General features: G+C 36.3%; 19 protein-coding genes. 15 read left to right on the forward strand and 4 right to left on the reverse strand.

All coding sequences use genetic code 11. The annotated features are described in order from the left end of the window. Positions 1-31 precede the first annotated feature (31 nt). The 9 genes from APR43_RS02820 (at position 32) to APR43_RS02860 (ending at position 15517) form a co-directional block, all read left to right on the forward strand. Positions 32-3064, forward strand: a complete 3033-nt coding sequence (locus tag APR43_RS02820) for a SusC/RagA family TonB-linked outer membrane protein (protein WP_053471969.1) — start codon at positions 32-34, stop codon at positions 3062-3064. A 12-nt stretch (positions 3065-3076) separates the two neighbouring features. Continuing rightward, on the forward strand, positions 3077-4678 hold the full coding sequence (locus APR43_RS02825) for a RagB/SusD family nutrient uptake outer membrane protein (protein ID WP_053471968.1): 1602 nt from the start codon (positions 3077-3079) through the stop codon (positions 4676-4678). Position 4679: 1 nt separating this feature from the next. After that, positions 4680-6317 (forward strand): glycoside hydrolase, encoded by a 1638-nt coding sequence (locus APR43_RS02830; RefSeq protein WP_053471967.1) that lies wholly within the window; start codon positions 4680-4682, stop codon positions 6315-6317. Positions 6318-6491: 174 nt separating this feature from the next. After that, positions 6492-8078 (forward strand): glycoside hydrolase, encoded by a 1587-nt coding sequence (locus APR43_RS02835; protein WP_053471966.1) that lies wholly within the window; start codon positions 6492-6494, stop codon positions 8076-8078. A gap of 110 nt (positions 8079-8188) precedes the next feature. Further along, on the forward strand, positions 8189-10609 hold the full coding sequence (locus APR43_RS02840) for a sugar-binding domain-containing protein (protein WP_053471965.1): 2421 nt from the start codon (positions 8189-8191) through the stop codon (positions 10607-10609). A gap of 273 nt (positions 10610-10882) precedes the next feature. After that, positions 10883-12250 carry a glycoside hydrolase family 27 protein gene (locus APR43_RS02845; protein WP_082356421.1) on the forward strand — a complete coding sequence of 456 codons (1368 nt, stop codon included), beginning with the start codon at positions 10883-10885 and terminating at the stop codon, positions 12248-12250. Then, positions 12250-14181, forward strand: coding sequence for a family 43 glycosylhydrolase (locus APR43_RS02850; RefSeq protein WP_053471964.1), 1932 nt, complete (start codon positions 12250-12252; stop codon positions 14179-14181). The genes APR43_RS02845 and APR43_RS02850 overlap by 1 nt, the downstream gene beginning before the upstream one ends. Before the next feature lie 311 nt (positions 14182-14492). Next, positions 14493-14897, forward strand: coding sequence for a hypothetical protein (locus APR43_RS02855; RefSeq protein WP_053471963.1), 405 nt, complete (start codon positions 14493-14495; stop codon positions 14895-14897). A gap of 230 nt (positions 14898-15127) precedes the next feature. Next, positions 15128-15517: a helix-turn-helix transcriptional regulator gene (locus APR43_RS02860; protein WP_053471962.1), complete on the forward strand. Its 390-nt coding sequence runs from the start codon at positions 15128-15130 to the stop codon at positions 15515-15517. 49 nt (positions 15518-15566) lie between these two features. On the opposite strand, the gene APR43_RS02865 is transcribed toward APR43_RS02860, so the two are convergent. Continuing rightward, complete coding sequence (locus tag APR43_RS02865) at positions 15567-15899, reverse strand: YegP family protein (protein ID WP_053471961.1); 333 nt, start codon at positions 15897-15899, stop codon at positions 15567-15569. 169 nt (positions 15900-16068) lie between these two features. Between APR43_RS02865 and APR43_RS02870 the strand changes: the two genes are divergently transcribed. The 3 genes from APR43_RS02870 to APR43_RS02880 all read left to right on the forward strand — a co-directional run bounded on the left by APR43_RS02870 (position 16069) and on the right by APR43_RS02880 (position 18405). Beyond that, a complete protein-coding gene (locus APR43_RS02870) occupies positions 16069-16554 on the forward strand; it encodes a copper resistance protein NlpE (RefSeq protein ID WP_053471960.1) in 486 nt (161 codons plus the stop codon). 131 nt (positions 16555-16685) lie between these two features. Beyond that, the gene (locus APR43_RS02875; RefSeq protein WP_053471959.1) at positions 16686-17822 is read left to right on the forward strand and encodes an XdhC family protein; all 1137 of its coding nucleotides are present in this window, start codon (positions 16686-16688) and stop codon (positions 17820-17822) included. Beyond that, complete coding sequence (locus APR43_RS02880; protein ID WP_053471958.1) at positions 17785-18405, forward strand: NTP transferase domain-containing protein; 621 nt, start codon at positions 17785-17787, stop codon at positions 18403-18405. Before APR43_RS02875 ends, APR43_RS02880 begins: the two co-directional genes overlap by 38 nt. 240 nt (positions 18406-18645) lie before the next feature. Here APR43_RS02880 and APR43_RS02890 read toward each other — a convergent pair whose 3' ends face one another. Next, positions 18646-19797 (reverse strand): cysteine desulfurase family protein, encoded by a 1152-nt coding sequence (locus APR43_RS02890; protein WP_053471956.1) that lies wholly within the window; start codon positions 19795-19797, stop codon positions 18646-18648. Between the two features lie 644 nt (positions 19798-20441). Here APR43_RS02890 and APR43_RS02895 point away from each other — a divergent pair. From APR43_RS02895 to APR43_RS02905, 3 genes are read left to right on the forward strand one after another with little or no spacing between them, the layout of a single operon-like run. Beyond that, complete coding sequence (locus tag APR43_RS02895) at positions 20442-21080, forward strand: 2Fe-2S iron-sulfur cluster-binding protein (protein WP_053471955.1); 639 nt, start codon at positions 20442-20444, stop codon at positions 21078-21080. Next, positions 21077-22057: an FAD binding domain-containing protein gene (locus tag APR43_RS02900; protein ID WP_053471954.1), complete on the forward strand. Its 981-nt coding sequence runs from the start codon at positions 21077-21079 to the stop codon at positions 22055-22057. Before APR43_RS02895 ends, APR43_RS02900 begins: the two co-directional genes overlap by 4 nt. An 8-nt stretch (positions 22058-22065) precedes the next feature. Next, a complete protein-coding gene (locus APR43_RS02905; RefSeq protein WP_053471953.1) occupies positions 22066-24270 on the forward strand; it encodes a xanthine dehydrogenase family protein molybdopterin-binding subunit in 2205 nt (734 codons plus the stop codon). A 160-nt stretch (positions 24271-24430) separates the two neighbouring features. Here APR43_RS02905 and APR43_RS02910 read toward each other — a convergent pair whose 3' ends face one another. Both APR43_RS02910 and APR43_RS02915 read right to left on the reverse strand, forming a co-directional pair. Continuing rightward, positions 24431-24910 (reverse strand): DUF1203 domain-containing protein, encoded by a 480-nt coding sequence (locus APR43_RS02910; protein WP_053471952.1) that lies wholly within the window; start codon positions 24908-24910, stop codon positions 24431-24433. A gap of 405 nt (positions 24911-25315) precedes the next feature. After that, positions 25316-25879 (reverse strand): DUF2911 domain-containing protein, encoded by a 564-nt coding sequence (locus APR43_RS02915; RefSeq protein WP_053471951.1) that lies wholly within the window; start codon positions 25877-25879, stop codon positions 25316-25318. Positions 25880-25959 lie beyond the last annotated feature (80 nt).

The following is a 25959-nucleotide window of genomic DNA, read 5'->3' on the forward strand; positions in this document are numbered from 1 at the left end:
TTTATAACATTAATAAATAAAACATCTAAATATGAAATTTAAATATATATGGTTTTTTATTGCCCTTTTGTGTACTGCTGTATCATTTGGACAAATAAAAATAAAAGGAACTGTTAAGGACAAAGCAAATGTACCAATTCCGGGAGTAAACGTAATTGTAAAAGGAACTTCAACATCTGCTGCGACTGATTTCGACGGAAATTATACAATCAATATTCCAAACAAAAATGCACAGATCGAGTTTTCATTTGTTGGATTTACAACTCAATTAGTAGCCGTTGGCGATAAAACCGAGATCAATATCGTACTTCAGGAATCAAGCCAGGCCTTAGACGAAATCGTGGTTGTAGGTTATGCCGCTGTAAAAAAGAGCGATGTAACGAGTTCAATTTCTTCTATAAAAGGAAAAGAATTACAAACCATGACAGTAGGTAACGTAACCGAATCATTACAAGGAAAAGTTTCCGGAGTTCAGGTTACAGGACAAGGCGGGCCGGGCGCACAGCCAAGAGTCCTGATTCGTGGAATTTCTACCGTAAACTTAAGTACAGATCCGCTTTATGTGGTAGACGGAATCCCAATGGGAACGAGCATCAATTTCTTAAGTAATAACGAAATTGAATCTATGGAAGTTTTAAAAGATGCTTCGGCAAGTGCTATTTATGGTTCTCGTGCATCAAACGGAGTTATCCTGATTACAACCAAAAAAGGAAAAGTTGGAAAAACAAGATTCAATTTTGATTTGAGTTCAGGTATGCAGATCATGAATAATCCCTATAATATGGCTGACGCCGAAGGTTATGCAACGATAATGAATAAGGCTTACAACAATTCAGGCTATTCCGATTATCTGCCAAATCCTTCTCAATACAAAGGAAAAACAACAGACTGGTGGAGAGCCGGAATTAAAACCGGAACTCCTGTAACGAATGCTTCTTTTGGAGTAAGCGGTGGTTCAGACAAACATACGTATGCTATAAGTTTGAATTACTATAACTCAGAGTCTATGTACGGAATAGGCGGATGGGAAAGAGTGACAATGAGAATTGCAAATGATTTTAAATTCTCTGATAAATTCTCAGCCGGAATCACTTTAAACCCTCGTTACGAAACTTGGGGCGCTCCGGGAAACTGGGCAGATTTTGATAAAATTGACCCAATTACGCCAATTTACAAACCTGCAGATCAGTTAACAGGATTAGAAAATGAATACAGCATTTATGCACGTTCGCCATCGTATGTATGGAATCCGGTTGCAGCCGTAAACCGTTACGATGATTACACAGATCAGTACAATTTAAATACAAACGGATATTTACAATACGAACCAATAAAAGGGTTGGTAATTCGTACACAGGCTTCTGTTGAGGTTGGAGATAAAATTTGGAGCAAATTTACTCCGGATTTCGTAATCGATGCCGCACACGAAAAAGCAGAAATTAATACGATCGAAAGAAGAGCTACAAATAACGTTGACTGGACGTGGCAGAATACCGTAACCTACAACAAAACATTTGCAGGGAAACACAACGCTTCTTTAATGATTGGTAACACAATGGAAGAATACAACGGAAACGATGTTTGGGGTTACGGAGAAGGCGTGCCAAATAACTCAGATTCTATGAGAGAGTTAAATGCCGCAACAAAAAACCGTAACAGCGGCGGAAACAGCTGGTCAAGTTCTATAATGTCTTATCTCTCTCGTTTTTCTTATAACTACGATGGTAAATATTATTTCACAGGAACATTTAGACGAGATGGATCTTCAAAATTCATGGCCAATAACAAATGGGCAAATTTTCCTTCGGCTTCGGTTTCATGGAGAATTTTAAACGAAGGATTTATGGAACCTACAAAAGATGTTTTAAGCGATTTAAGATTTAGAGCTGGATGGGGTAAAGTAGGAAATCAAAATTTGCCAAGCGCTGTTTATCAGTCAAACATTGGTCAGGGATTTTATATAATCGACGGGCAGGTTGTTGATACTTCATTTCCTTCATCAATGGCAAATAAAGATATTAAATGGGAAACGGTAGAAGATGTGAGTTTTGGAATTGATTTCGGATTATGGAAAAATAAACTTTCAGGATCATTAGAATATTATCAAAAGAAAACACACGATATGTTATTCCTGAAACAGTTTCCAACCTACAGCGGATTCCCGGGATTTTCTACCATGTGGACAAACGTAGGCTCCATGCAGTCAAGCGGTATCGATTTATTAATTTCTTATAAAGATAAAAAAGGCGATTTCTCATACGGTGTAGACTTAACCTTTACAACTGTAAATGTCGAAATGCTTTCTCTGTCATCTGAAGGAGAAAAATTATACGGTGCAAGTAACAGAACTTTAACCGTAAAAGGCGAAGAACCGGGATATTTTTACGGATATGTTGCGGATGGATTATTCCAAAACCAAACCGAATTAAATTCTCATACAGACGAACACGGAACAAAATTACAGCCGTATGCACAATTAGGAGATATTCGTTTTAAAGATGTAAATGGCGACGGAAAACTGGATGATAAAGACAGAACTAAAATTGGTTCCCCTTGGGCAGATTACAATGTAGGTTTGAATTTAAATTTTGGATACAAAAACTTCGATTTAGTAGCTAACTTTTATTCAAGTATTGGAAATGATATCGTAAACCAAAACATTTCAGATTTATACAACGGAGCAAGTTTAACAAACAAAGTAAACGGATTAGATCAAATGGCCTGGCACGGTGAAGGAACTTCAAATTACATTCCGCGTTTATCAAAAGACGACAATAATGAGAACTATACAAAATTCTCGTCTTTGTATGTTGAAGATGGTTCTTTTGTACGCATGAAAAACCTTCAGTTAGGATATTCTTTCTACAACAAATTTGGTTTAGATAAATTGAGAATTTCGTTATCCGGGCAAAATTTATGGACATGGACAAACTACACAGGAGTTGATCCTGAAGTAGCCGGTGGAGATCCTAATACAGGAGACAGAGTAAAAGGATCAGGTTTTGGCGGATGGAATTATCCCGTACAGCCAACAATCCTGATGGGTCTTAATGTTGCATTTTAATAAAAAACGATCATGAAAAAAATACTAGTATCCATAATAGCTTTAGCTGCATTTTCAGTTTCTTGTGACGATTTTATCGAAAAAGAAGAAAGAGGAACGCAGACTTTAGAAAACTATTTTCAAACTGCGCAGGAATGCGAAAACTATGCTAATGAATTAACACAGCGTTTGTTATTAGCAAAAGACTGGTGGACATTAACGGCTCCAAGAGTTACCAACGAAATGTCTACAGATGATGCCTGGATGGGAAACACAGGACAGGACAGCGGCGCGCACAGACCTTGTTCGCAATATATCATTACGCCAGATAATATGGGAGATATGAACAGTATTTATACCGCTCATTTTTACACCATTCAGTCAGCAAATATTGGTCTGGAGAAAATGGCAAACTCGCCAATTTCTGATGCACAGAGAAATCAATATATGGGGGAATCATTATTCGTTCGTGCTTATTGTTACTACGAATTGGTAAACCTTTTTGGCGGAGTTCCGTTATACACAAAATCTTTAGGAACAGGCGATTTAAATTTACAGCGCAGTTCTGCAGCAGATGTTTACGCTCAAATTGAAGCCGATCTTAAAGAAGCAGCATCAAGATTAGAAAGTGCTCCCGTAAAAAGAGACGGAAGAATAAACAAATGGGCAGCATATGCATTATTAGCGCGTGTAACTTTATTTCAGGAAAAATGGGCCGATGCCAAATTATATTCCAACAAAGTAATTACAGAAGGGCCATTTCAATTAGAAGCTGATTTCTTAAATATCTGGAATGTAAACAATCACAACGGAGTAGAATCAATTTTGGAAGCACAGTCATCATCTGTACAAGATAAAAGTTTAGGAGCCGCTTTACCAACTTTAGCCGGAGCAAGAGGCGAAGACAAGAAAAATTTTCCAAGCAATGATGCTCAGGATGTTTTGGACGGCTGGGGATGGTGTATGCCAACCAGCGATTTAGAAAACGCTTATTTATCTGAAAATGATGAAATTCGTCGCAAAAGCACCATTACAAAATGGGGAGAACCTGCTTATGGAGATGAAACTTTAAACCCAACACACAAATTCAGTTTAAACGATAATAAATCAGGGCGTATCTGCCGTAAATATTATATTCCAATAGCGACACGTCGTGCATTAGATAAAAAAGATGGACACTTACCATTAAACATTCCGTTGATTCGTCTGGCAGAAATGTATTTGACAAGAGCAGAAGCCAATTACCATACAGGCGGTGATGCATTGGCAGATATTAATATCATTAGAGCGCGTGTACAATTAACGCCAAAAACTGGAATTTCCGGCCCAACTCTTTTAAGACAAATCTACAAAGAGCGTCGTTTAGAATTAGCTTTTGAAGGATTACGTTTATTTGATATTCGTCGTGAAAAAGACCCAACAACAGGAAGACCAGTAATTGAATCTTTGATGGGACCAAACGGAACTTTTGTTCAGTACAACCTGAATTCTACAGATCCGTATGAAACTACAAATACAAGAGAATCACAAGACAAAGGAATCAATTTTAATCCGGCTAAAAACTTATTGTGGCCAATACCACAACTAGAAATTGACTTAAGCGGCGGACTAATCACTCAAAATCCTGGTTATTAAGATGAAGTTTTTAAATAACAATAAAGTAAGTCTGCTGTGTGCAGGCTTGCTTTTCGCCAGCACTTTATTAGTAAGCTGCGATTCTGAAAACAACGGAGACTCAAATTCAGAATCAGGCACGGCAGAATTAAAGGTAAATCTGGATATGCCTTTGCAGACAATGGAAAGCTTTGGAGCTTCTGATGCTTGGCAGTGCAACTTTATCGGTAAAAACTGGCCTTCAGATAAAAGAAACAAAATTGCCGATTTATTGTTCAGCAAAGATTTTGATACCGATGGAAACCCAAAAGGAATTGGATTATCATTATGGCGTTTCAATCTTGGAGCAGGAAGTTCAGAACAAGGCGACGCCAGCGATATTAATGACGAATGGAGACGTACAGAATGTTTTACAACAGATGGCGTAAGTTATAACATGAACAAACAAGCCGGACAGGTTTGGTTTATGAAAGCAGCCAGAGAACGTGGTGTCGAAAAATTATTGGCTTTCGCCAATAGCGCTCCGGTTTATTTAACCCAAAACGGAAAAGCACACGCGACCATCAAAGAATTTTACAATTTAAAAGATGGAAAAATGCCAGATTTGGCTGATTTCTGGGCAAACGCTTTAGATAAATTAAAAACAGAACAAGGTTTAACAATCGATTATGTAAGTCCGTTCAACGAACCGCAATACGAGTGGGACGGAACAAATCAGGAAGGATCTCCGGCTACAAACGCTAACATTTACAACTTCGTAAATGTTTTATCTCCAAAATTGCAATCAAAAGGAGTTGAAGCACAAATCGTAGTTGGTGAAGCGGGAGCTTACGAACCTTTGTATAAAACAGTTTCAGGCAAAGAAAGCAGATCGAACCAAGTTGATTATTTCTTTGGAGCCAATTCTGCTAAAAAAATCAGCGGATTAAGCAATGTAAAGAAAACCATTTCGGCACACAGTTACTGGCAGGCATGGCCTTTAAACGAAATGGTTTCATCAAGACAATTGGCAGCTTCAAGAATTCAGGGAGCAGGAAATATCAGCCTTTGGTCGTCTGAATACTGCGTTCTGGAAAGTCCGGGAACAGCTGAATTACCGGGCGGAGCAGGAGCAGGAAGAGATTTAGGAATGTCATTGGCACTTTGGACAGCGCGTATCATCAATACAGATATTGCAGTTGGAGGAGTTACGTCATGGCAATGGTGGACAGCGATTAGCCGCGGCGATTACAAAGACGGTTTAATTCATGTAGACGATGGCGCAAGCAACGGAGCAGGAAATTCAGATTATTGCAAAAACGATGGTTATATCAGAGATTCAAAAACACTTTGGGCGCTAGGAAACTTTTCATTCTTCGTAAAACCTGGAATGGTAAGAGTTCAAATTCCAAGTGTAGATAATGCCACTTCCGTGAATGATGTAATGGTAACCGCATACAAAGACGCAGCAACAAAAAAACTGGTAGTTGTGGCAGTTAACATCAGCAAATCGGCGAAAGCCTATAAATTAAATCTTGCAGGAGGAGCTTTAACTGATAACAAATTAACGCCTTATACAACTTCTGAAACTTTAAGCCTGAAAAAAGGAACTGCTGTTGATGCGGCGAGTTTTGAGATTCCTGCGAGGGCGGTAGTTACCTACGTTGGAAGTTATAAGTAAGATATTTACGCATTACTGTTATTCGCAATTTTTGTCATTTCGACGTAAGGAGAAATCGCACTAGAGAATCTACAAAGATTGGCTATTACTGTGTGGTTACGCGTGCGATTCCTCGTTCCTCGGAATGACAAACGGAGCGGTGAAAAATGCGACAATAAAAAAACAAAAAAATAAATGAGAAAAATATATATCTCGCTTTTATTGATAACAAGTTCGCTGTCATTTGCACAGCGAACTGCTATCATCAGCACAGATAATGTTGTACAAACCATGGATGGTTTTGGAGGCTCTGATGCCTGGAGAACTCAGTTTGTGGGGAAAAATTGGCCGGAGCAAAAAAAGAATGCCATTGCCGATTTACTTTTCAGCAAAGAAATTGATGCAAACGGAAATCCAAAAGGGATTGGACTTTCAATCTGGAGATTTAACCTTGGTGCCGGAAGTACAGAACAAGGAGAAAACAGCAAAGTTTCTGACGAATGGAGAAGAAGTGAATGTTTCCTAAACGCTGACGGAACTTACGATTTTTCGAAACAAGAAGGGCAGAGATGGTTTCTGCAGGCAGCCAAAAAACGAGGTGTCGATAAATTCCTGATTTTTACAAATAGTCCACCAGTTTCGATGACAAACAACGGACTATCTTTTGCATCCCAAAAAAATAAACTGAATCTAAAAGATGGAGCAATTCCAAAATTTGCCGATTTCTTAGTTCAAAGTATTCAGGGATTAGAGAAAAAAGAAGGAATCAAATTCGATTACATAAGCCCAATAAACGAACCGCAATGGGAATGGATGCCTAATAACGGCGATAAAAACAGTCAGGAAGGAACTCCGGCAACAAACGACGAAATTTATGCTTTGACCAAATCACTTTCTGAAAAGCTCAAAACCAATAAAATGAGTACAGAAATTGTAATTGCCGAAGCCGCCCAAATCAATTATTTATATGAAAATGTAAATGCCGAAAACAGAGACAATCAAATCGATTATTTCTTCGGAAAAACAAAAACGAATATTGCCAAACTTTCTAATGTAAAAAACGTCATTTTAGGACACAGTTATTTTACAACATGGCCTGTTGAAAAACAAGTTTTAAGCCGAAAACTAATCGCTGCCAATATCAAACAAAACCCGGGATTAAAATACTGGCAGTCTGAATACTGCATTTTAGAAAATCCGGGAGAAGCAGAAATTCCGGGCGGTTCAGGCGGAGGAAGAGATTTAGGAATGCAGACTGCTTTGTTTGTGGCACGTTTAATTCACAACGATATTGCAGTTGCCAACGCCGCTTCATGGCAATGGTGGACATCAATAACCAGAGTTGATTATAAAGACGGTTTAATTTACCTAGACGACGGAAAAAGCAACGGAGGAACCGAACCCAATTATGTTAGAAACGATGGAGAATTTCACGATTCAAAACTGCTTTGGGCATTAGGAAATTATTCTCTTTTCGTACGTCCGGGAATGCAGAGAATTGACGTTCCAAACCAAAACGAACTAGATGCCGCAAACGACGTAATGTTAACCGCTTATAAAGACGTTCAAAATAAAAAACTAATTGTAGTAGCAGTAAACTGCGGAAAATCTCCCCAAAAATACAAGTTCAATTTATCAAAAGGAACCCTAAAAAACAACGAATTAACGCCTTATATAACGTCTGAAAATTCAAACTTAAAAAGAACAGCAACTCAGAAAATTAATGATTTAGAAATACCCGAAAGATCTGTAGTGACATTTGTGGGAGAACTTCAGTATTAGTTTTCAGTCTCAGTTTACGGTCACAGTGAGAAACTGAAAACTGAGACTGCGACTGAAAACTAAAAAAAACTCAGAACCTTAGCATCTCAGCACCTTAGAACCTTAAAAAAATGTTTAGAAAAAAAATCATATTACCCGTACTTCTCTTCTCCTGTATATCAGCATTCAGTCAGATATCATTTGGAGATTCACAAAAAATCAATGACAACTGGAAATTTAATCTTCAGGAAACTCCGGATGCAAAAAATACAGCCTTTGACGATAGTAAATGGCAATCTGTAAACGTTCCGCACGACTGGAGCGTAAAAGGACAATTGAGCCCAACATTGGCAAGCTGCACAGGATATCTTCCGGGAGGAATTGCCTGGTACAGAAAATCAGTTAATATTCCGCAAAGCAAAAGCGGCGAAAAAGTTTATTTATACTTTGAAGGCGTTTACAACAGAAGCGAAGTTTTCATCAACGGACATTCGTTAGGAAAACGTCCAAATGGTTATATTTCTTTTGCTTATGATGCTACACAATATGTGAAATTTGGAGGAGAAAATACAATCTCTGTTCGCGTTGATCACAGTCAAAGTGCCGATTCACGCTGGTATACCGGCTCAGGAATTTACAGAGACGTTTATTTAGTATACGCAAATCCGGTTCATATTGGGCAATGGGGAGTTTATGCTTATCCCGAAGTAAAAAACGGAACAGGAACTTTAAATGTTGAGGTTGATGTAGAAAACGATTCAAAAGCAAAATCAAGTCTTACGATTGTAAACGAACTGATTTCAAAAGACGGAAAATCGGTTGCAAAATCTTCTTCTAAAGTGGAGATTGCAGCAAACCAGAACGGAAAAATTTCAACCAAATTAAACGTAAAAAATCCTCAAATATGGGATTTAGAAAACCCGAATTTATATCAGCTAAAAACAACCGTTTTAAAAGATGGAAAACAAATCGATCAAACCGTAACCAAAACAGGTTTTAGAACTTTTACATTCGACCCAAATAATGGTTTTGCCTTAAACGGAAAATGGATGAAAATGAAAGGCGTTTGTCTGCATCATGATGCCGGAGTTTTAGGTTCGGCAGTTCCGCGCGAAGTTTGGGAAACAAGACTAAAAACACTTAAAGAAATTGGCGTAAATGCAATCCGTACAAGCCATAATCCGCAAGCTCCCGTTTTCTATGAACTTTGCGATGCGTTAGGGATTTTAGTTTTAAACGAAGCGTATGACGAATGGGAATTCCCAAAACGTAAATGGCTGGAAGGCTGGAATTACGGAACTCCGGGATTTGAAGGTTCGTTTGATATTTTTGCAGAATATGCGGAAAAAGATTTAGAAGATTTTGTACGTCGTGACAGAAATCATTTATCGGTTTTTGGATGGAGTATTGGTAACGAAGTAGATTATCCAAACGATCCGTATTCGCATCCGGTTTTAGACAAAGGAAAAGACGGTTTCGGACAAGCAGCTTATGGCGGTTACAAAAAAGATGCGCCAGATGCCATGCGTCTTGGAGCCATTGCAAAACGTTTAGTAGCAGCAGTAAAAAAATACGATAAATCACGCCCAACAACAGCCGGACTAGCAGGAGTTGCCATGTCTAACGAAACAGAATATCCGGGAGCTTTAGACATTACAGGATACAATTATACAGAAAGCAAATATCAATCAGATCACGAAAAATATCCAAACAGAGTCATTTTTGGAAGTGAAAATGTGCATGATATGGATCCCTGGCTTGCCGTAAAAAACAACAAACACATTTTCGGACAGTTTTTATGGACAGGAATTGATTATTTAGGAGAATCAGGAAGATGGCCTTCAAGAGGATTTTATTCTGGATTAGTTGATTTTGCGGGCATTATCAAACCAAGAGGATATTTCCGCCAGTCATTGTGGTCAGATAAACCAATGGCATATATTGGGACTTATCCGTTAAAAAACGAAAAAGATATTTCTAAAGATGCATGGGCAATTTGGAATTATAACGAAGGAGAAAAAATTCGTGTAGTTTGTTATACCAATGCTGCAAAAGCACGTTTAGAGTTAAATGAAAAAGTGGTTGGTGAAACCAAACTTTACGACGAAAAAACCGGGATTATCTATTGGGATATTCCGTTTGCTTCAGGAAAATTAGAAGTAATTGGTTTAGATAAAAATGACAAAGAAGTTAGCAGATATGCCATTAGAACAACACAGCAGCCAGTTGAACTAACGATTGCAGATAAAAACATTACCATTTCTAAAGACAAAGGCGTTGCTAAAATAATGGTTCAGGTAAAAGATCAAAACGGTTTACCGGTAATGCTTTCAGATAACGAAGTAACTTGCACAATAAGCGGCTCGGGAACTTTATTAGGACTTGAAGCAGGAAATAACAGCGACATGACAGATTATACAGATAATGTGCAGCGTGTATTCCACGGACATATTGCGGCTTATATTCAGGCAACAGGAGAAGCGCAGCCAATTAAAGTAACCTTTACAAGCCAATGGTTAAAGCCAGTTGAGGTTACGATTAATGCAAAATAATTATTGGTAAAAATGTTCCGTAGGAACTACATATCGGTAGCCAATGGTTAAAGCCAGTTGAGGTTACGATTAATGTAAAATAGAAAAATTTAAACACATAGGAACATAGATTTTTGAAGATCTAAAAAAGGCGTTTCACTTGTTTCAATGCACATAGCTATGTTTTAAGAAACTGGTTTCTTTTTATATCTTTAAAACATTGAAATCTATGTTTCTATGTGTTTAAAAAAATTATTCATTACATTTAAAATGTGTAATCTACATTTATTTAATATGAAAATAAAAAATAAAATATTGGCATTCGGATTGATTTTAATATCAATTTCAGCCAATTCACAAAACAAAACCTTCCAAAAAAACGAATTCAAACAATGGGCACAAACCCCGCCAATGGGCTGGAACAGCTGGGATTGTTACGGACCAACTGTTGAAGAACACGAAGTAAAAGCCAACGCCGATTATATGGCAAAGAACCTAAAGAAATTTGGCTGGGAATATGTTGTGGTTGATATTCGTTGGTTTGTAGAAAATGACAAAGCAGGAGGTTATAACCAAACAGACCCGCGTTATGTAATCGATCAATACGGAAGATATTTACCGGCTATAAACCGTTTTCCATCAGCAAAAGACGGAAATGGTTTCAAACCTTTAGCCGATTATATCCATAAAAAAGGACTGAAATTCGGAATCCATATCATGCGCGGAATCCCGAAAAAAGCCGTCGAAGATAAACTGCCAATAAAAGGCGCAAACGGAGTTACAGCAGATCAAATTTATACCACTGCTTTGCAATGCGAATGGCTAAAAGACAATTATACAATTGTTGCAGACAAACCGGGCGCACAGGAATATTACAATTCAATATTCGAATTGTACGCACAATGGGGTGTAGATTTCATTAAAATTGATGATTTATCAAGACCGTATCATGAGGGTGAAATCAACTTAATCAGAAATGCAATCGACAAATGCGGACGCAAAATTGTTTTAAGCACTTCGCCGGGAGAAACTCCAATTGAGGCTGCTCCACACGTAACCACGCACGCCAATATGTGGCGCATGGTTGACGATGTTTGGGACACTTGGCCGCACATCACACATTTAATGGATGTGGCTCAAAAGTGGTATCCATATATAGCACCGGGAACATGGCCAGATTGTGATATGATTCCGCTTGGACGTATTTCAGTAAGGGGAGAACGCGGCGAAGACAGAATGACTCGTTTAACAAAAGAGGAACAATATACGCTGATTACGTTTTTCAATATCTTTAAATCACCCTTATTTTTTGGTGGCGATTTACCAAGCAACGACGCTTTTACTTTGTCATTATTAACCAATAAAAATGTGGTAAAAATGCATAATGAAAGCACAGCCGTAAAACAGCTTTTTCAAAAAGATGGACAAATTGCCGTGACTTCAAAAAATGAAAAAGACGGCAGTGTTTATCTGGCTTTATTTAATATTTCAGATTCGGCATCACAGAATGTTTCAGTAAATCTTTCAGATCTTGGAATTTCGGGAGAAGCAGATATTCTGAATATGTGGACAAACGAAAAATCTAAAACAACATCAACAACAATTGCAGCCGACTTAAAACCGCACAGTTCCGTTTTATATCAAATAAAAAGTAAAAAATAATGAAGAAAGCACATTTTAGCCTTGTATTATTTTTATCGTTTTTTAATTTTTTACAAGCCCAGAATACAAAAGGAATTCCGCCCGTAATTGCCGAAAAAGATTTAACAGCCTATTTATTCGTTTATTTCACAGGAAATTCTGTTGAAGAAGAGGCCGTTCGTTTTGCCGTAAGTGCTGATGGTTATCATTATTATCATCTCAACGATAACAAACCCGTTTTAGACAGCAAAACAATCAGTTCAACCGGAGGCGTTCGTGATCCGCATATTTTAAGAGGAGACGACGGAAAAACCTTTTATATGGTTTTGACCGATATGACTTCTTCAAAAGGATGGGATAGTAATCGTGCGATGATTTTGCTAAAAAGTACCGATTTAGTAAACTGGAAAAGCAGTGTAGTAAATATTCAAACCGCTTTTTCAGGAAATGAAAATCTAAAACGAGTTTGGGCGCCGCAGACTATTTATGATGCTAAAGCCGGAAAATATTTAATTTATTTCAGTCTGCAATATGCAGGAGGACCGGATAAAATTTATTACGCTTACGCGAATAAAGATTTCACAGCTTTAGAAAGTGCACCAAAATTATTATTTGTTCCAAAATCTGAAAGAGCCTGCATTGACGGCGATATAATTGAAAAAGACGGCGTTTATCATCTTTTCTATAAAACAGAAACGGAAACTGCCGGAATAAAAGTAGCCACAACAACTGATTTAACTTCGGGAAAATGGACAGAAAATGATAATTATTTGCAGCAGACAAAAGATGGAGTTGAAGGTTCAAGCGTTTTCAAACTAAACAATTCAGACGAATATATCCTGATGTATGATGTTTATACAAAAGGAAAATATCAGTTTACAAAAACCAAAGACTTAGAAAACTTTACCGTAATTGATAATGATATTTCGATGGATTTTAATCCGCGTCACGGAACGATTTTACCAATTACCCGCTCTGAATTAAAAAGAATTACAGACAAATGGGGAATGCCCGCAAAATTTCCGAAAGTAAATAATAACCCGGTTTTAGAAGGTTATTATGCCGATCCGGAAATTCTGTACTCCAACAAAACAAAAAAATATTATATCTACCCAACAAGCGATGGTTTCGACGGTTGGTCTGGAAATTACTTCAAGACTTTTTCTTCAGATAATTTAAAAGACTGGAAAGACGAAGGAATTATTCTCGATCTTAGAAAAGATGTAAGCTGGGCAAACCGCAATGCGTGGGCGCCTTGTATTGTAGAGAAAAAGATAAAAGGCAAATACCAGTATTTTTATTATTTCACAGCAACGCAAAAAATAGGCGTGGCAGTTTCAGATAATCCTGCTGGGCCTTTTAAAGACAGCAGAAAAGCATTAGTAAACACAAGACCCGAAGGTGTAAAAGGCGGTCAGGAAATCGATCCTGATGTTTTTACAGATCCTAAATCTGGGAAAAGTTATTTGTACTGGGGAAATGGATATATGGCTGTTGCCGAATTAAATCCTGATATGATTTCAATAAAAGAGGGAACAACGAAAGTAATTACAGTTGATGACACTTTTCGCGAAGGAACTTATATAATTTACAGAAAAGGAACGTATTATTTCCTTTGGAGCGAAGACGACACCAGAAGCCCGAATTATAAAGTGAGATACGGAACTTCAAAATCGCCTTTAGGACCAATTGAAATTCCGAAAAATAATATAGTGATTCAGGGAAAACCGGAAGTTGGAATTCACGCAACCGGACATAATTCGGTTTTACAAATCCCAAATAAAGACGAATGGTATTTTGTTTATCATAGATTTTCTTATCCAACCGGAATTAAAATGGGAGGCGCAGGAGGATTTCATCGTGAAGTCTGCATCGATAAATTAGAGTTTAATCCGGACGGAAGTATAAAAGAAGTAATTCCAACTCATGCCGGAGTCGACGGTTTAAAATAAATTTGTAACTTTATCCTTTCTAAAAAGCCATTCCTCACAAAGGAGTGGCTTTTTTTGTGCATTAGTTATATAAGTAAAACGCCATATTGAATTTTTAAATCATAAGGTAAAATTTATAATTAGATTTAATTACAACCTCTGGTTATATTCTATAAGCTGACTTGTAAGAAAAAAAAGCTGATTATGCGTAATATTGCGAAATGATGTGCTGTTTACCACTGCAGCATTTTCAAATGTATTTAAGCCGAAAACAATTTTTTAGAAAACTTTCTCACCAGGTTTTCTTTAAAGAGATTTAATTATTTATCATTATGTTCATTTCCCTCACTCATGATCAGGTACAATTTCAGTACGGATCAAAACAATGGCAGTACAATTTTAATGAAATTGTAGAACTTGGACTGCTCAAAAAAAAGAAAACCTATCTTTTTGAAAACGGCGCTTTTACAGCCGTAACTGTTTTAGCCTATTACTGCATGATTTTCACCAATGTAATGGAGCTGTATTATTTAATTCCAACTTTATTGTGCTATTCTTTTTTGATTATTATGAGATTTAATAATAAATCAGAATTTGACTATTTTGTGATTGTAAAAGACATTTACAAAAAAGAAACTAAAGTAAAAATAAGCGCTTTAGACCGGCCAATAATTGGAAAACAAATCGACCAGTATTTAAATTTCGAATTCGAACGGATTTTAAAAACAACAAACTAATATAGCAATGAACCAACTATTAACGGAGATTTCCAGTTACGATCTGGCTTTTATAGTTATTGCTCTCGTATATGGTTTCATAATTATAATCAGAAAAAAATAAACAAATCCTGTTTCACCGACCTACAGAAACAGCATTTGTAATTACTTCAAAAAAATAAAGCTGCAATACCCCCTAAGTTCAGTTGCGGCTGTTTAAGTTACAAACGCCCTCCCTCCAAATCAAACTTATGGCAACTTCAATAAAAAACAAAATAAAAAGCATTAGAGAGTTAAAAAATTACACTCAGGAATATATGGCAGATCAACTTGGTGTCACTCAGGCAGGTTATAGTAAAATAGAAAAAGGAAGAACAATATTATCCTATGTTAAATTAGTAGAAATAGCACGGATTTTAGAAGTAAGTGTTGAAGATATTATAAGTTTTGACAGTCAGAGATATTTCAACAACTATAATACCGTAAAAGGAAACAGTAACAACGGAAGCATATTAATTAATTCCAGTAATGATGAAGCACTAAAAGAACTCTATGAAGATAAAATAAAACTTCTCGAAAAACTTTTAAACAAAACAGAAGAAGAACTGGACCGCTATAAAATGAAGTTTGGTCACATATAAACTAAAAACGAGGCTTTAGAGCCTCGTTTTTTTTAAATATTTTTTGGAATTATGCAGTCTGATCATCTATATCTGCGTCAGGAGCGTTCTTTTTTACTGACTCGATTCCGTTTTCTCTCGCAGAAGTACTTTCATACATTTCACTTGCCCCAATATTTTGTCCGTTGCTTGCTTTTAGGTTAAAATAGGGTTTGCCATTACTAGACTCTTTTCTGTCATAACGATTATCGTCCTGAGAGTTTGTTTTAACAGATTCAATTCCGTTTAAGGCCGCTGCTTTTGTCGAATAACCTTCGCTGGTCAAAATGGTCTGGCCGTTACCAGCTTTTAAATTGAATTGAAATTCACCATTGGTTCTTTTAGTAATTACAAATTTTCCCATGTAGTTTTTTATTTAAGTTAACTAAAATATTTTGCTATTGATAAAAATACAAAACTTCATAATACAAATGCTATTGCAAGAAAAAATAATCATTTATAATTTGTTAAGTTAATTAGTTTTTTACATAGGAAAATTCGGTAAATTTGAAATAATATTAAAATTAAAGAATATGAAAAATGTATTGATTTTGCTAATCACTGCAGTTCAGTTTTTGTCTTGCAACAGCAAGAAAAATGAGGAAAAAACGAATACTTCAGTATCAGATTCAACAACTATAAAAGTTGAAAAAAACACAGCCGAAAATGTTTTGGTTTACGAAGGACTATTGCCTTGTGCAGATTGCAGCGGTATTCAAACCGTTCTTAAAATTTATCAAGGAAACGGAACAATGGAAGGACAAAAATTTGAATTATCAAGTATTTACAAAGGAAAATCTCCTGAAAAAGAGTTTGTTGAAAAAGGAAATTTTAATACAGAAAGAGGCTTAGAAAACGATCCGGATGGAACCATTTTTGTTTTGAATTGGGACAAACCTGCCGAAAAACAATCGTATTATGGTTATTTAAGTTCAGACACAAAAAAGATCTATATGCTGGACCGCGACAGAAAAATAATAAAATCAAAACTGAATTATTCTTTAGATCTAAAAAAATAAATCAAGCCGATTTTTAATTCAGAATATTATAAACTTAAATAGCTTTACTGCCTTTAAGTTTATAATATTTTTTATTTTTAGAGAATGAAAGATCATCAACACAAAATTTTGGTTGATGGACATTTATTTTTATGAAAGAAATCAGCGAAATTCTTAAAGCATACACAGAAGCAAAATCGGCCGGAAAAAAAACAGCTCTCGCAACAGTCGTTAAAGTTGAAGGATCATCGTATCGCCAGCCCGGAGCACGCATGCTTGTAACAGAAGATGGAGAACTAACAGGAGCTATAAGCGGCGGCTGCCTTGAAGGCGATGCATTACGAAAAGCACTGCTGTCCATTCATCAAAAACAAAATAAATTAATTACCTACAATACGAATAATGAAGACGATATTGAAGTAGGTTTACAGCTTGGCTGCAACGGAATTGTTCATATTCTATTTGAATATATTGATGAAGAAGCATCAAAAAATCCCATACAGCTTTTACAGCAATTAGAATTAGAAAGAAAAGAAGCCGTAGTTGTGACTATTTTCTCTTTAAAAAGAAATGCCATTCAGCAAGGAACAACACTTTTTTACAGAGAAGAAAATCAAATTTTATCTCATAATGATGAGGTTCTAGATTTGATTTCAGATGTAAATGAAGTCTTGAAAAGTAAAACATCAATTGTAAAAAAACTTCAGACAGAAAACGAAAACGAAGCTTTAATAGAATATATAAATCCGCCAATTTCACTTGTAATTGCCGGAGCTGGAAATGATGTTCAGCCTTTGGTTAAAATGGCATCCATTTTAGGCTGGAAAATTACAGTTGGCGACGGACGCGCGACACATGCAATAGAAAAACGTTTTCCAAAAGCAGACAAAGTAAATGCCGTAAAAGCAGAAGAATTTCTGGAGAATATTACCATCGATAATCAAACGTATTTCGTTTTGATGACACACAATTACAAATACGATTTAGCAGTTTTAAAATCACTTTTAAAAACAGATTGTCAATACATTGGAATTCTCGGCCCAAAAACAAAATTAAACCGAATGCTGGATGATCTTCAAAATGAAGGAATTAATGTAAGCGAAGAACAATTAGAACGAATTTACAGTCCGGTTGGATTAGATATTGGAGCCGAAACATCCGAAGAAATTGCCCTTTCAATTGTATCTGAAATTAAAGCTTTTTCGGCAGGAAAAAACGGAACTTCTTTAAAGTATAAAGCAGGTAAAATTCATGACGAAATTCATTATGAAAGATCAATTTCAAAATAAAACCGCTATTATAATTTTAGCTGCAGGTAATTCCTCAAGATTAGGAAGGCCAAAGCAGCTATTAGAATACAAAGACTCAACGCTTTTAAAAAACACGATTTCTGAAGCTCTAAAAGTGCCCAATTCATTTACAATAGTTGTAACGGGTGCGAATCATAATGAAGTTCAAAAAGAACTTAATACAACAGAAATAAATATTTGTTTTAATCCCGAATGGGAAAACGGAATGTCATCTTCAATCGTAAAAGGATTAAACGAATTACTGCTTTTAAAACCCGATTGCGATGAATGTATTTTTGCCGTTTGCGATCAGCCTTTTGTCACCAATTTAGTTTTTGAAAATTTAATCAGCGAATATCACAAAACCAAAAAAGGAATTATTGCTTCGGCTTATTCCGAAACCTTAGGAACTCCGGTTTTATTTCATAGAAAATATTTCAATGAACTGCTTGAATTGAGTGGGCAGGAAGGAGCAAAGAAAATCATTAAAAAGTATTTAGAAGATACAGTTTCAGTTCCTTTTGTAAAAGGTAATATTGATATTGATACAGAAGAAGATTACAACAAGTTAATTTCTGAGTAGCTATATGTTTTAATCTCGCAAAGTCGCAAAGTTTTTAAGATTTATTTTCAATTGCCTCCAGCTTTAGCTGGAGGTTCTAAGCAAAAAACAGAAAAGGCTTTAGCCAAACTAACCGAAGTTTGGCTAAAGCCTTTTTTAACCTTAATCTATTTCTTCCTCCAGTTAAAACTGGAGGCAACTAATAAAAAACTTTGCGTCTCTGCGACTTTGCGAGATTATTTCTCAAAGCAAACAAAAAACTTAGTGCCTTAGCGTCTTAGTGGCAAATTCTCTCGCCAAGCTCAAAACCCGCTCAACAGCAATATCAATTTCCCCCAAAGTAGTAAATCTTCCCAAACTAAACCGTATCGAACTCAACGCTTCTTCATCAGACAATCCCATAGCTTTTAAAACATGCGAAGGCTCAGAAGTAACAGCCGAACAAGAAGCCCCATTCGAAACCGAAATATTCCCCAAAGCCATAATAAGCTTTTCCGAATTTACACCTGGAAAACAAATATTTGAAGTATTATAAATTCGGTTTTGAATATTTCCATTTATAAAAGAACCTTCAAATTGCAATAAACCCTTTTCTAGTTTATTACGTAATATTTTTATTCTGTTTTTATCTGTTTCTAATTCATTTACAGCTATTTCAGCAGCTTTACCTAAACCGATAATTCCGGGAACGTTAAGCGTTCCGCTGCGTAATTTTCTCTGATGTCCGCCGCCAAGAATTTGAGGGAGTAATTTTATTTTGGCTTTCGCCGAAATATACAAAGCACCAACACCTTTTGGGCCATAAAATTTATGTGCCGACAAAGTCAAAAGATCAATTCCAAGAGCTTTTACATCAATTGGAATTTTCCCCACAGCTTGAGTTGCATCACACAAAAACAACACATTTTTGCTTTTAAGAATCGTAGAAATTTCGCTGACATTTTGTATGACACCTGTTTCGTTATTAGAAAGCATTCCTATGAAAACCAGTGTTTTATCTGTAATAATTTCACTTAAAAGATTAAGATCTAAAATCCCTTCACGATTAACAGGTAAGTAACTGACTTCAAAGCCAATACTTTCCATAAAACGACAAGTTTCAAGAACCGCTTTGTGTTCTGTAGCAACCGTAACAATATGTTTTCGATCTTGATCAGCCAGACCTTTTATCGCCAAATTTATCGCTTCTGTAGCACCCGAAGTAAAAATAATTTCATCAGCATCGGCATTAATCAAATCAGCAGTTTGCCAGGCAGCATTTTCAACAGCTTCGTTTACCGATAATCCTGCAATATGCTGACTAGTAGAATTGGCATAAAAATCAGTAAAATAGGGTAGCATAGCTTTTAAGACCCGCTCATCAACACGGGTGGTGGCATTATTATCGAGGTAAATATGTTGCTGATTTGGCATAGTAAAAACTTAATCTCGTAAAAATACAATTTTCGATGTAAATAATAAATCTGTTTCTGTGTCTGATTTTTTTAACGCAAAGAGTGCAAAGGTTTTTATCGCAAAGCGCGCAAAGTTTTTTTTAAAGTTAATTATCTAGATAATTGTAAAGTTCGCAAAGCTTTATCAATTCCAGCTTTGCGAACTTTGTCTCCGCTTAACATAAAGTGAGATTAAAAATCTTTGCGCTCTTTGCGTTAAAAAAACACCCGCCGAATATCAATTCCAGCTTTGCGAACTTTGCCTTTGCTTAACATAAAGTGAGATTAAAAACCTTTGCGCACTTTGCGTTAAAAAAACACCCCAATATTCAAATCCCAGCTTTGCGAACTTTGCCTTCGCTTAACACAATGTGAGATAAAAAACCTTTGCGCACTTTGCGTTAAAAAACACCCACAGAATATCAATTCCAGCTTTGCGAACTTTACATTCGCTCAACACAATGTGAAATAAAAAACCTTAGCGTTCTTTGCGTTAAAACCCACACCGAAATTGTAATTATTCTAAATAAGCACAATGTTTGAATTTCGTAACTTTTTGTGGATTAAGATTGTTAAATTTGTTAGAATACCCAAGAGTTTTTGCTAATTTAAAAGAGAGATGGAATGGCTTCTAAAAAAACAAATCCAGATAAAGTAACAGAGAATGATTCAAATTCCCGTCGTGACTTTATAAAAAAATCAGGACTTTTTACTGCCCTTGCTCTGGCGCCGCCTTCGCTGGTTATGGCTTCAGAGAATAAGTGGGATGAAAAAATAGCGGAGTATTTAGAAACAGTACCGCTTTCTATCGAAGTAAATGGCAAAAAACACAGTCTTAATATCGAGCCTAGAACTACTTTACTCGATTTATTAAGAGAGCAATTATTGCTGACCGGAACAAAAAAAGGCTGTGACCACGGACAATGTGGTGCGTGTACGGTTCACGTAAACGGAACCCGAATTTTGTCGTGTCTGACTTTGGCAACCATGCAGCAAAACGCTCAGGTTACCACAATCGAAGGACTTTCAAAAGGAAAAAAACTGCACCCAATGCAGGAAGCTTTTATCAAACATGATGGCTTTCAGTGTGGTTATTGCACGCCGGGACAAATCATGTCGGGAATTGCCTGTATTAAAGAAGGTCATGCCAACAGCCGTGAAGAAATTAGAGAATACATGAGCGGAAACATCTGTCGATGCGGCGCTTATCATAATATTGTTGATGCAATAACCGAAGTGAAGGAAGGAGGGAAGGAATTATGAAAAATTTTCAAATAATTAAAGCATTATCTTCAAGTTCGGCGGTATCGAACATCAGCAAAGAAAAAGAAGCTATGTTTATTGCCGGCGGAACAAATTTGGTAGATTTAATGAAAAAGAATGTGGTGGCTCCAGACAAACTGGTTGACATTACAGGATTAGATTTAAAGAAAATAGAATTCCTAACCGGAAAAGTTTCAATAGGAGCCTTAGCTAAAAACAGTCAAGTTGCCGAAGATGCATCCATAAAAGAAAAACATCCTTTGCTGGCTTTGGCTTTAGCAGCCGGAGCATCCCAGCAAATCAGACACATGGCAACTGTTGGTGGTAATATGCTGCAAAAAACACGTTGTTCCTATTTTTATAATACGGATATGCCATGCAATAAACGAACTCCCAAAAGTGGCTGCGGTGCAATTGGAGGCTCTAACAGAATGCACGCTATTTTTGGAGCTTCAGACAGTTGCATTGCCGTTCACCCAAGTGATATGTGCGTGGCATTAGCGGCATTAGATGCAAATGTTTTAGTCGAAGGTCCAAAAGGAAAACGACAAATAAAATTTACAGATTTCCATCGTCTGCCAGGAAATACTCCTGAGAAAGACAATACTTTAGAAAATAAAGAATTGATAACTTCAGTTGAAATTCCAGATAATAATTTTACCAAAAATGTACATTATTTAAAAGTTCGTGACAGAACGAGTTATGCTTTTGCATTAGTTTCTGTTGCCGCGGCTTTAGATATAAAAAATAATGTAATAAATGATGTTCGACTGGCAATGGGCGGTGTAGCGCATAAACCCTGGAGATTAACTGAAGCAGAAGAATTCCTAAAAGGAAAAACAGTTTCGGAAGAGATATTTAGAAAAGCGGCAGATTTGTCAATGAAAGGTGCGAAAGCATACGGCGGCAATGATTTTAAACTAACGCTTGGTCCAAATGCAATAACAGAAGCACTTACAATAGCAGCATCAAAATAATTAGAATTATGAGCAAGACAAGTAATATTAATAGAGTTGACGGATTTGCTAAAGTAACGGGATCAGCAACTTATTCTGCCGAATATAAAACGCCCGGAGTGGTGTATGCATGCTTGGTGGGAAGTACAATTGCAAAAGGAAGAGTCAAAACCATAGATACTAAAAAAGCAGAATGGGCGCCGGGAGTTCTCGCTGTCATTACGCATTTAAATGTAGACAAACCTGCCGGATATCAAAAAGCAAAAGACAAACATAATTTTGGCCAGCCCCTGCAGATTTTCAAAGATGATTCGGTTTTGTATTATGATCAGCCTATTGCGTTGGTAATTGCCGATACTTTTGAGCGTATGCAATATGCAGCGAGTTTAATTAAGGCCGATTATTTTAAAGAAGAACATTCGACTGAACTTCAAAAAGCTGCGGATAAAGAGAAAAAAGTTGAAACAGATAAAGGGAATGATTACCACAGAGGAGTTCATGACGGTTACAAAAATGCAGAAGTAATTTTAGAAGCCGATTATACGATCCCGACGGAAGTTCATAACCCAATGGAGCTGGCGAATATTATCGCAAAATGGGACGGAAATAAACCCATTTTATATACCAAAAGTCAAGGCGTTGAAGGAACGCGAAAAAGTGTGGCAGGAGTTTTTGGAGTGCCGGTTGAAGATGTAGAAGTACACTCTGAATATCTTGGAGGTGCATTTGGAATGGGATTACATACCTGGCCATATGAAATTGCAGCATTAATTGGGGCAAAGAAATTAAACCGTCCTGTAAAATTAGTTTTGCACCGTGAGCAGATGTTTACCAATGTTGGTTTCAGACCTTATACGATTCAGAAAATGGGTCTTGGTGCAACAAAAGCCGGAAAACTAACAGGATTAACACACGAAGCTGTTGCGATGACTTCGAGCTATGAAGATTTCATGGAAGGAACCGTAAACATGTCCCGATTTATTTACGATTGTGAAAATGTTTCGACACGTTACAGAATTGTTCCGTTAGACACTTGTACGCCAATCTGGATGCGTGGTCCGGGTGAGGCTACTGGTTCTTTTGCATTAGAATGTGCAATGGATGAAATGGCTTATAAATTAAACTTAGATCCAATAGAATTTCGAAAATTGAATTATGCTGAGAAAGATTTGGAACAAAATAAACCGTGGAGCAGTAAATATCTTTTAGAATGTTACGAAGGCGGAATGGAACGCATTGGCTGGAAAAACCGTAAAAACGAACCTGGTTCTGTAAAAGAAGGAGAATGGCTAGTAGGTTACGGAATGGGAACCGGAACTTTTGGCTGTTATAGAAGTCCAACTTCTGTAAAAGCAAAATTTTTACCCGATGGAAATTTAGTACTTCAGTGCAGCGTCAACGATATGGGACCGGGTACGGCAACTATGATGACGGCAATTGGTGCTGAAATTACTGGTTTACCTGCTGAGAATGTAATTATCGAAATGGGAAAAAGCGGATTACCAAAAGGCCCAACACAAGGAGGATCGGCAACGACTTCGTCTGTTGGTTCTGCGGTTCATGATGCTTGTAATTTGTTGGTAAGTAAAGTGTTGGGATTAGCGACTGAAAACCCGGCTTTAAAAGGAACTCCAATTACAGATTTAACTTTTGCAAATGGAATTGTTTCTTCAACAAAAGATACTGCTAAAACTGTTGCTTTGACTTCTTTGCTTAGTGCGAATAAATTAGATGGATTGGAAGTTGAAAACCAATCGAAAGGAACGGAAGAAGCTAAGAAATATTCCATTTATTCGTTTTCAGTTCACTTTGTAAAAGTATTAGTGAACCCGAATTTGGGTAAAATACGTTTGGCGCATGTTGTTTCTTGTGCCGATATTGGAACGGTTATCAACCAAAAAACTTCTGCGGGACAAATGTACGGCGGTGCAGTAGGAGGTATCGGAATGGGATTAATGGAAGCATTGGAAATCGATCATCGTTTCGGTCGTCCAATCAACAATAATTTTGCCGATTATCATGTTCCCGTAAATGCCGATATTGAAAAGCAGGAAGTTTTCTTCGTCAATAAAAAAGACCCAATCAGTAACCCAATGGGAACAAAAGGTCTTGGAGAAACGGCTTTGGTTGGAATGGCGCCAGCAATTGCAAATGCTGTTTTTAATGCTACCGGAAAACGTGTTAGAGATTTACCAATTACATTGGATAAAATTATAGAAACCGTTAAGGTTTAAATCAAAAAAGAGACATTGAAAAATGTCTCTTTTTTTGTATTCTATTTTCAAATATTGCCTGTGGTTTCAACCACAGGGACACGAATTGTGTTTTGATTGTGTCCCCGTGGTTGAAACCACGGGCTATGTTTACATTTAATTACGTCTCAATTGGCATCGATTATATTCTTTCAATTTTACAAATAAAACAACAAGCTTCTGAATTTCTGGCATGAAGATATTCAACATTATTTTCATTTTCAAAGATTTCAGAAATTAACTGATCAACATCATTGTCACCAACCAGTTTTGTAAAAATCATTTTTTGTTCATTATCATAACCAATTAGCGACAAAGGAAAATTTTCTTTATCAGCTTTTATTTCTGGCGGAAAATTATAAACGTCTGAATATTCTTCCACCTCATTTTTATGAATAAATATTGGTCCGGATTGATTGAAAGCATTGTTTTTTGAGAATGGGCTGTAAGCAAAAACCAATCTAATGTCTTTACCAATATTAAACGGTTTCAGGGAAACTCTGCAAGGGCCTTTTCCAGATGCTAATTGCTCATATACTTGATTGCCGAAATTATCTGTATTGGTATCACGAATTTTGTTGGCAAATTCTTTTGAAAGCGGAACAATCTTAAAATTTTTCATAATTTATGTATTTTAAATTTGATCAAATTTCTATTTTGTTCGTTCTATTTAAAACCCGTTTCTTGCTAAATAAGAATGTGATAAATATATATTTTGCGGCTCTGATAGGGATTGTGTCCCCGTGGTTGAAACCACGGGCAATGTTTATATAGAATTGTATTAGCAGGTAAAGAAAAAAATAGTAATCAAAAAAAGAAGCATTTGAAATACCTCTTTTTTTGATTACTATTTTCAAATATAGCCCGTGGTTTCAACCACGGGGAACGTATACATACACAATTTATTTCATCCCAAGAATTGAAATCATTAGCAATGTTCTAAGCAACGTATTTAGAAATAAAGTATCATCCATAAAAAAAGAGCCATTTTTAAATGGCTCTTTTTTTTATATCTGAAAACGATTAATTATTTAACCGTAATAGGCAATTCAACCGTAGTTTTATCCCATCCAATAACTAAATTAGCTACATTACCCTGAGTTGTAAAAGCAATTGATAAAGCTTCAATAACTTCATTTACTGGTTTTATAGGAACAGAAACTCTAACAATATCTTTGCTTTCGTCATAAGCATAAGCACCCCATAAATCAATTTCTTTATTGATAATGATAGTCCATTTATCTTTTTCAGGAATAGCAAATAAACTGTAAGTTCCTGCTGGAATACTTTTACCGCCAATTGTTACTGTTTTGTAAAATTTAATTTCTGTATTTTCATTCGCACCAACTCTCCAAACTTCACCAAACTTCACGATATCTCCAAAAATAGTTCTCCCTTTTACAGAAGGTCTTGCGTAGATAACTTTTACAACCGGACTAGGATTGTCTGTTTTTTTGAATTTAACAGATTTGTTTGGGAAATAAGAAATATCAACCGGACTTGCATCAAGCGGAGCAAATTTTACTACATCTTGAGCTTGAACTGTAAAGGCAGCAAATAAAGTAACTGCCATTAAATAAAATTTTTTCATAAGGTTACAATTTTTAGAATAACTACAAAGTAAGTTAATAATGAAGAAAAATCATATAAATACAGTCTGTTTTTTGTTAA

The sequence above is a fragment of the Flavobacterium sp. NLM genome (genome assembly GCF_002210235.1).
GTDB classification, from domain to species: Bacteria; Bacteroidota; Bacteroidia; order Flavobacteriales; family Flavobacteriaceae; genus Flavobacterium; species Flavobacterium panici.

Coding starts and splice junctions, on each gene's coding strand:
- APR43_RS02895 (WP_053471955.1), top strand. CDS start 20,442: ATGGCTTCTAAAAAAACAAATCCAGATAAAGTAACAGAGAATGATTCA.
- APR43_RS02850 (WP_053471964.1), top strand. CDS start 12,250: ATGAAGAAAGCACATTTTAGCCTTGTATTATTTTTATCGTTTTTTAAT.
- APR43_RS02870 (WP_053471960.1), top strand. CDS start 16,069: ATGAAAAATGTATTGATTTTGCTAATCACTGCAGTTCAGTTTTTGTCT.
- APR43_RS02825 (WP_053471968.1), top strand. CDS start 3,077: ATGAAAAAAATACTAGTATCCATAATAGCTTTAGCTGCATTTTCAGTT.
- APR43_RS02900 (WP_053471954.1), top strand. CDS start 21,077: ATGAAAAATTTTCAAATAATTAAAGCATTATCTTCAAGTTCGGCGGTA.
- APR43_RS02820 (WP_053471969.1), top strand. CDS start 32: ATGAAATTTAAATATATATGGTTTTTTATTGCCCTTTTGTGTACTGCT.
- APR43_RS02910 (WP_053471952.1), bottom strand. CDS start 24,910: ATGAAAAATTTTAAGATTGTTCCGCTTTCAAAAGAATTTGCCAACAAA.
- APR43_RS02835 (WP_053471966.1), top strand. CDS start 6,492: ATGAGAAAAATATATATCTCGCTTTTATTGATAACAAGTTCGCTGTCA.
- APR43_RS02875 (WP_053471959.1), top strand. CDS start 16,686: ATGAAAGAAATCAGCGAAATTCTTAAAGCATACACAGAAGCAAAATCG.
- APR43_RS02855 (WP_053471963.1), top strand. CDS start 14,493: ATGTTCATTTCCCTCACTCATGATCAGGTACAATTTCAGTACGGATCA.
- APR43_RS02905 (WP_053471953.1), top strand. CDS start 22,066: ATGAGCAAGACAAGTAATATTAATAGAGTTGACGGATTTGCTAAAGTA.
- APR43_RS02890 (WP_053471956.1), bottom strand. CDS start 19,797: ATGCCAAATCAGCAACATATTTACCTCGATAATAATGCCACCACCCGT.
- APR43_RS02840 (WP_053471965.1), top strand. CDS start 8,189: ATGTTTAGAAAAAAAATCATATTACCCGTACTTCTCTTCTCCTGTATA.
- APR43_RS02830 (WP_053471967.1), top strand. CDS start 4,680: ATGAAGTTTTTAAATAACAATAAAGTAAGTCTGCTGTGTGCAGGCTTG.
- APR43_RS02860 (WP_053471962.1), top strand. CDS start 15,128: ATGGCAACTTCAATAAAAAACAAAATAAAAAGCATTAGAGAGTTAAAA.
- APR43_RS02845 (WP_082356421.1), top strand. CDS start 10,883: ATGAAAATAAAAAATAAAATATTGGCATTCGGATTGATTTTAATATCA.
- APR43_RS02880 (WP_053471958.1), top strand. CDS start 17,785: ATGACGAAATTCATTATGAAAGATCAATTTCAAAATAAAACCGCTATT.
- APR43_RS02865 (WP_053471961.1), bottom strand. CDS start 15,899: ATGGGAAAATTTGTAATTACTAAAAGAACCAATGGTGAATTTCAATTC.
- APR43_RS02915 (WP_053471951.1), bottom strand. CDS start 25,879: ATGAAAAAATTTTATTTAATGGCAGTTACTTTATTTGCTGCCTTTACA.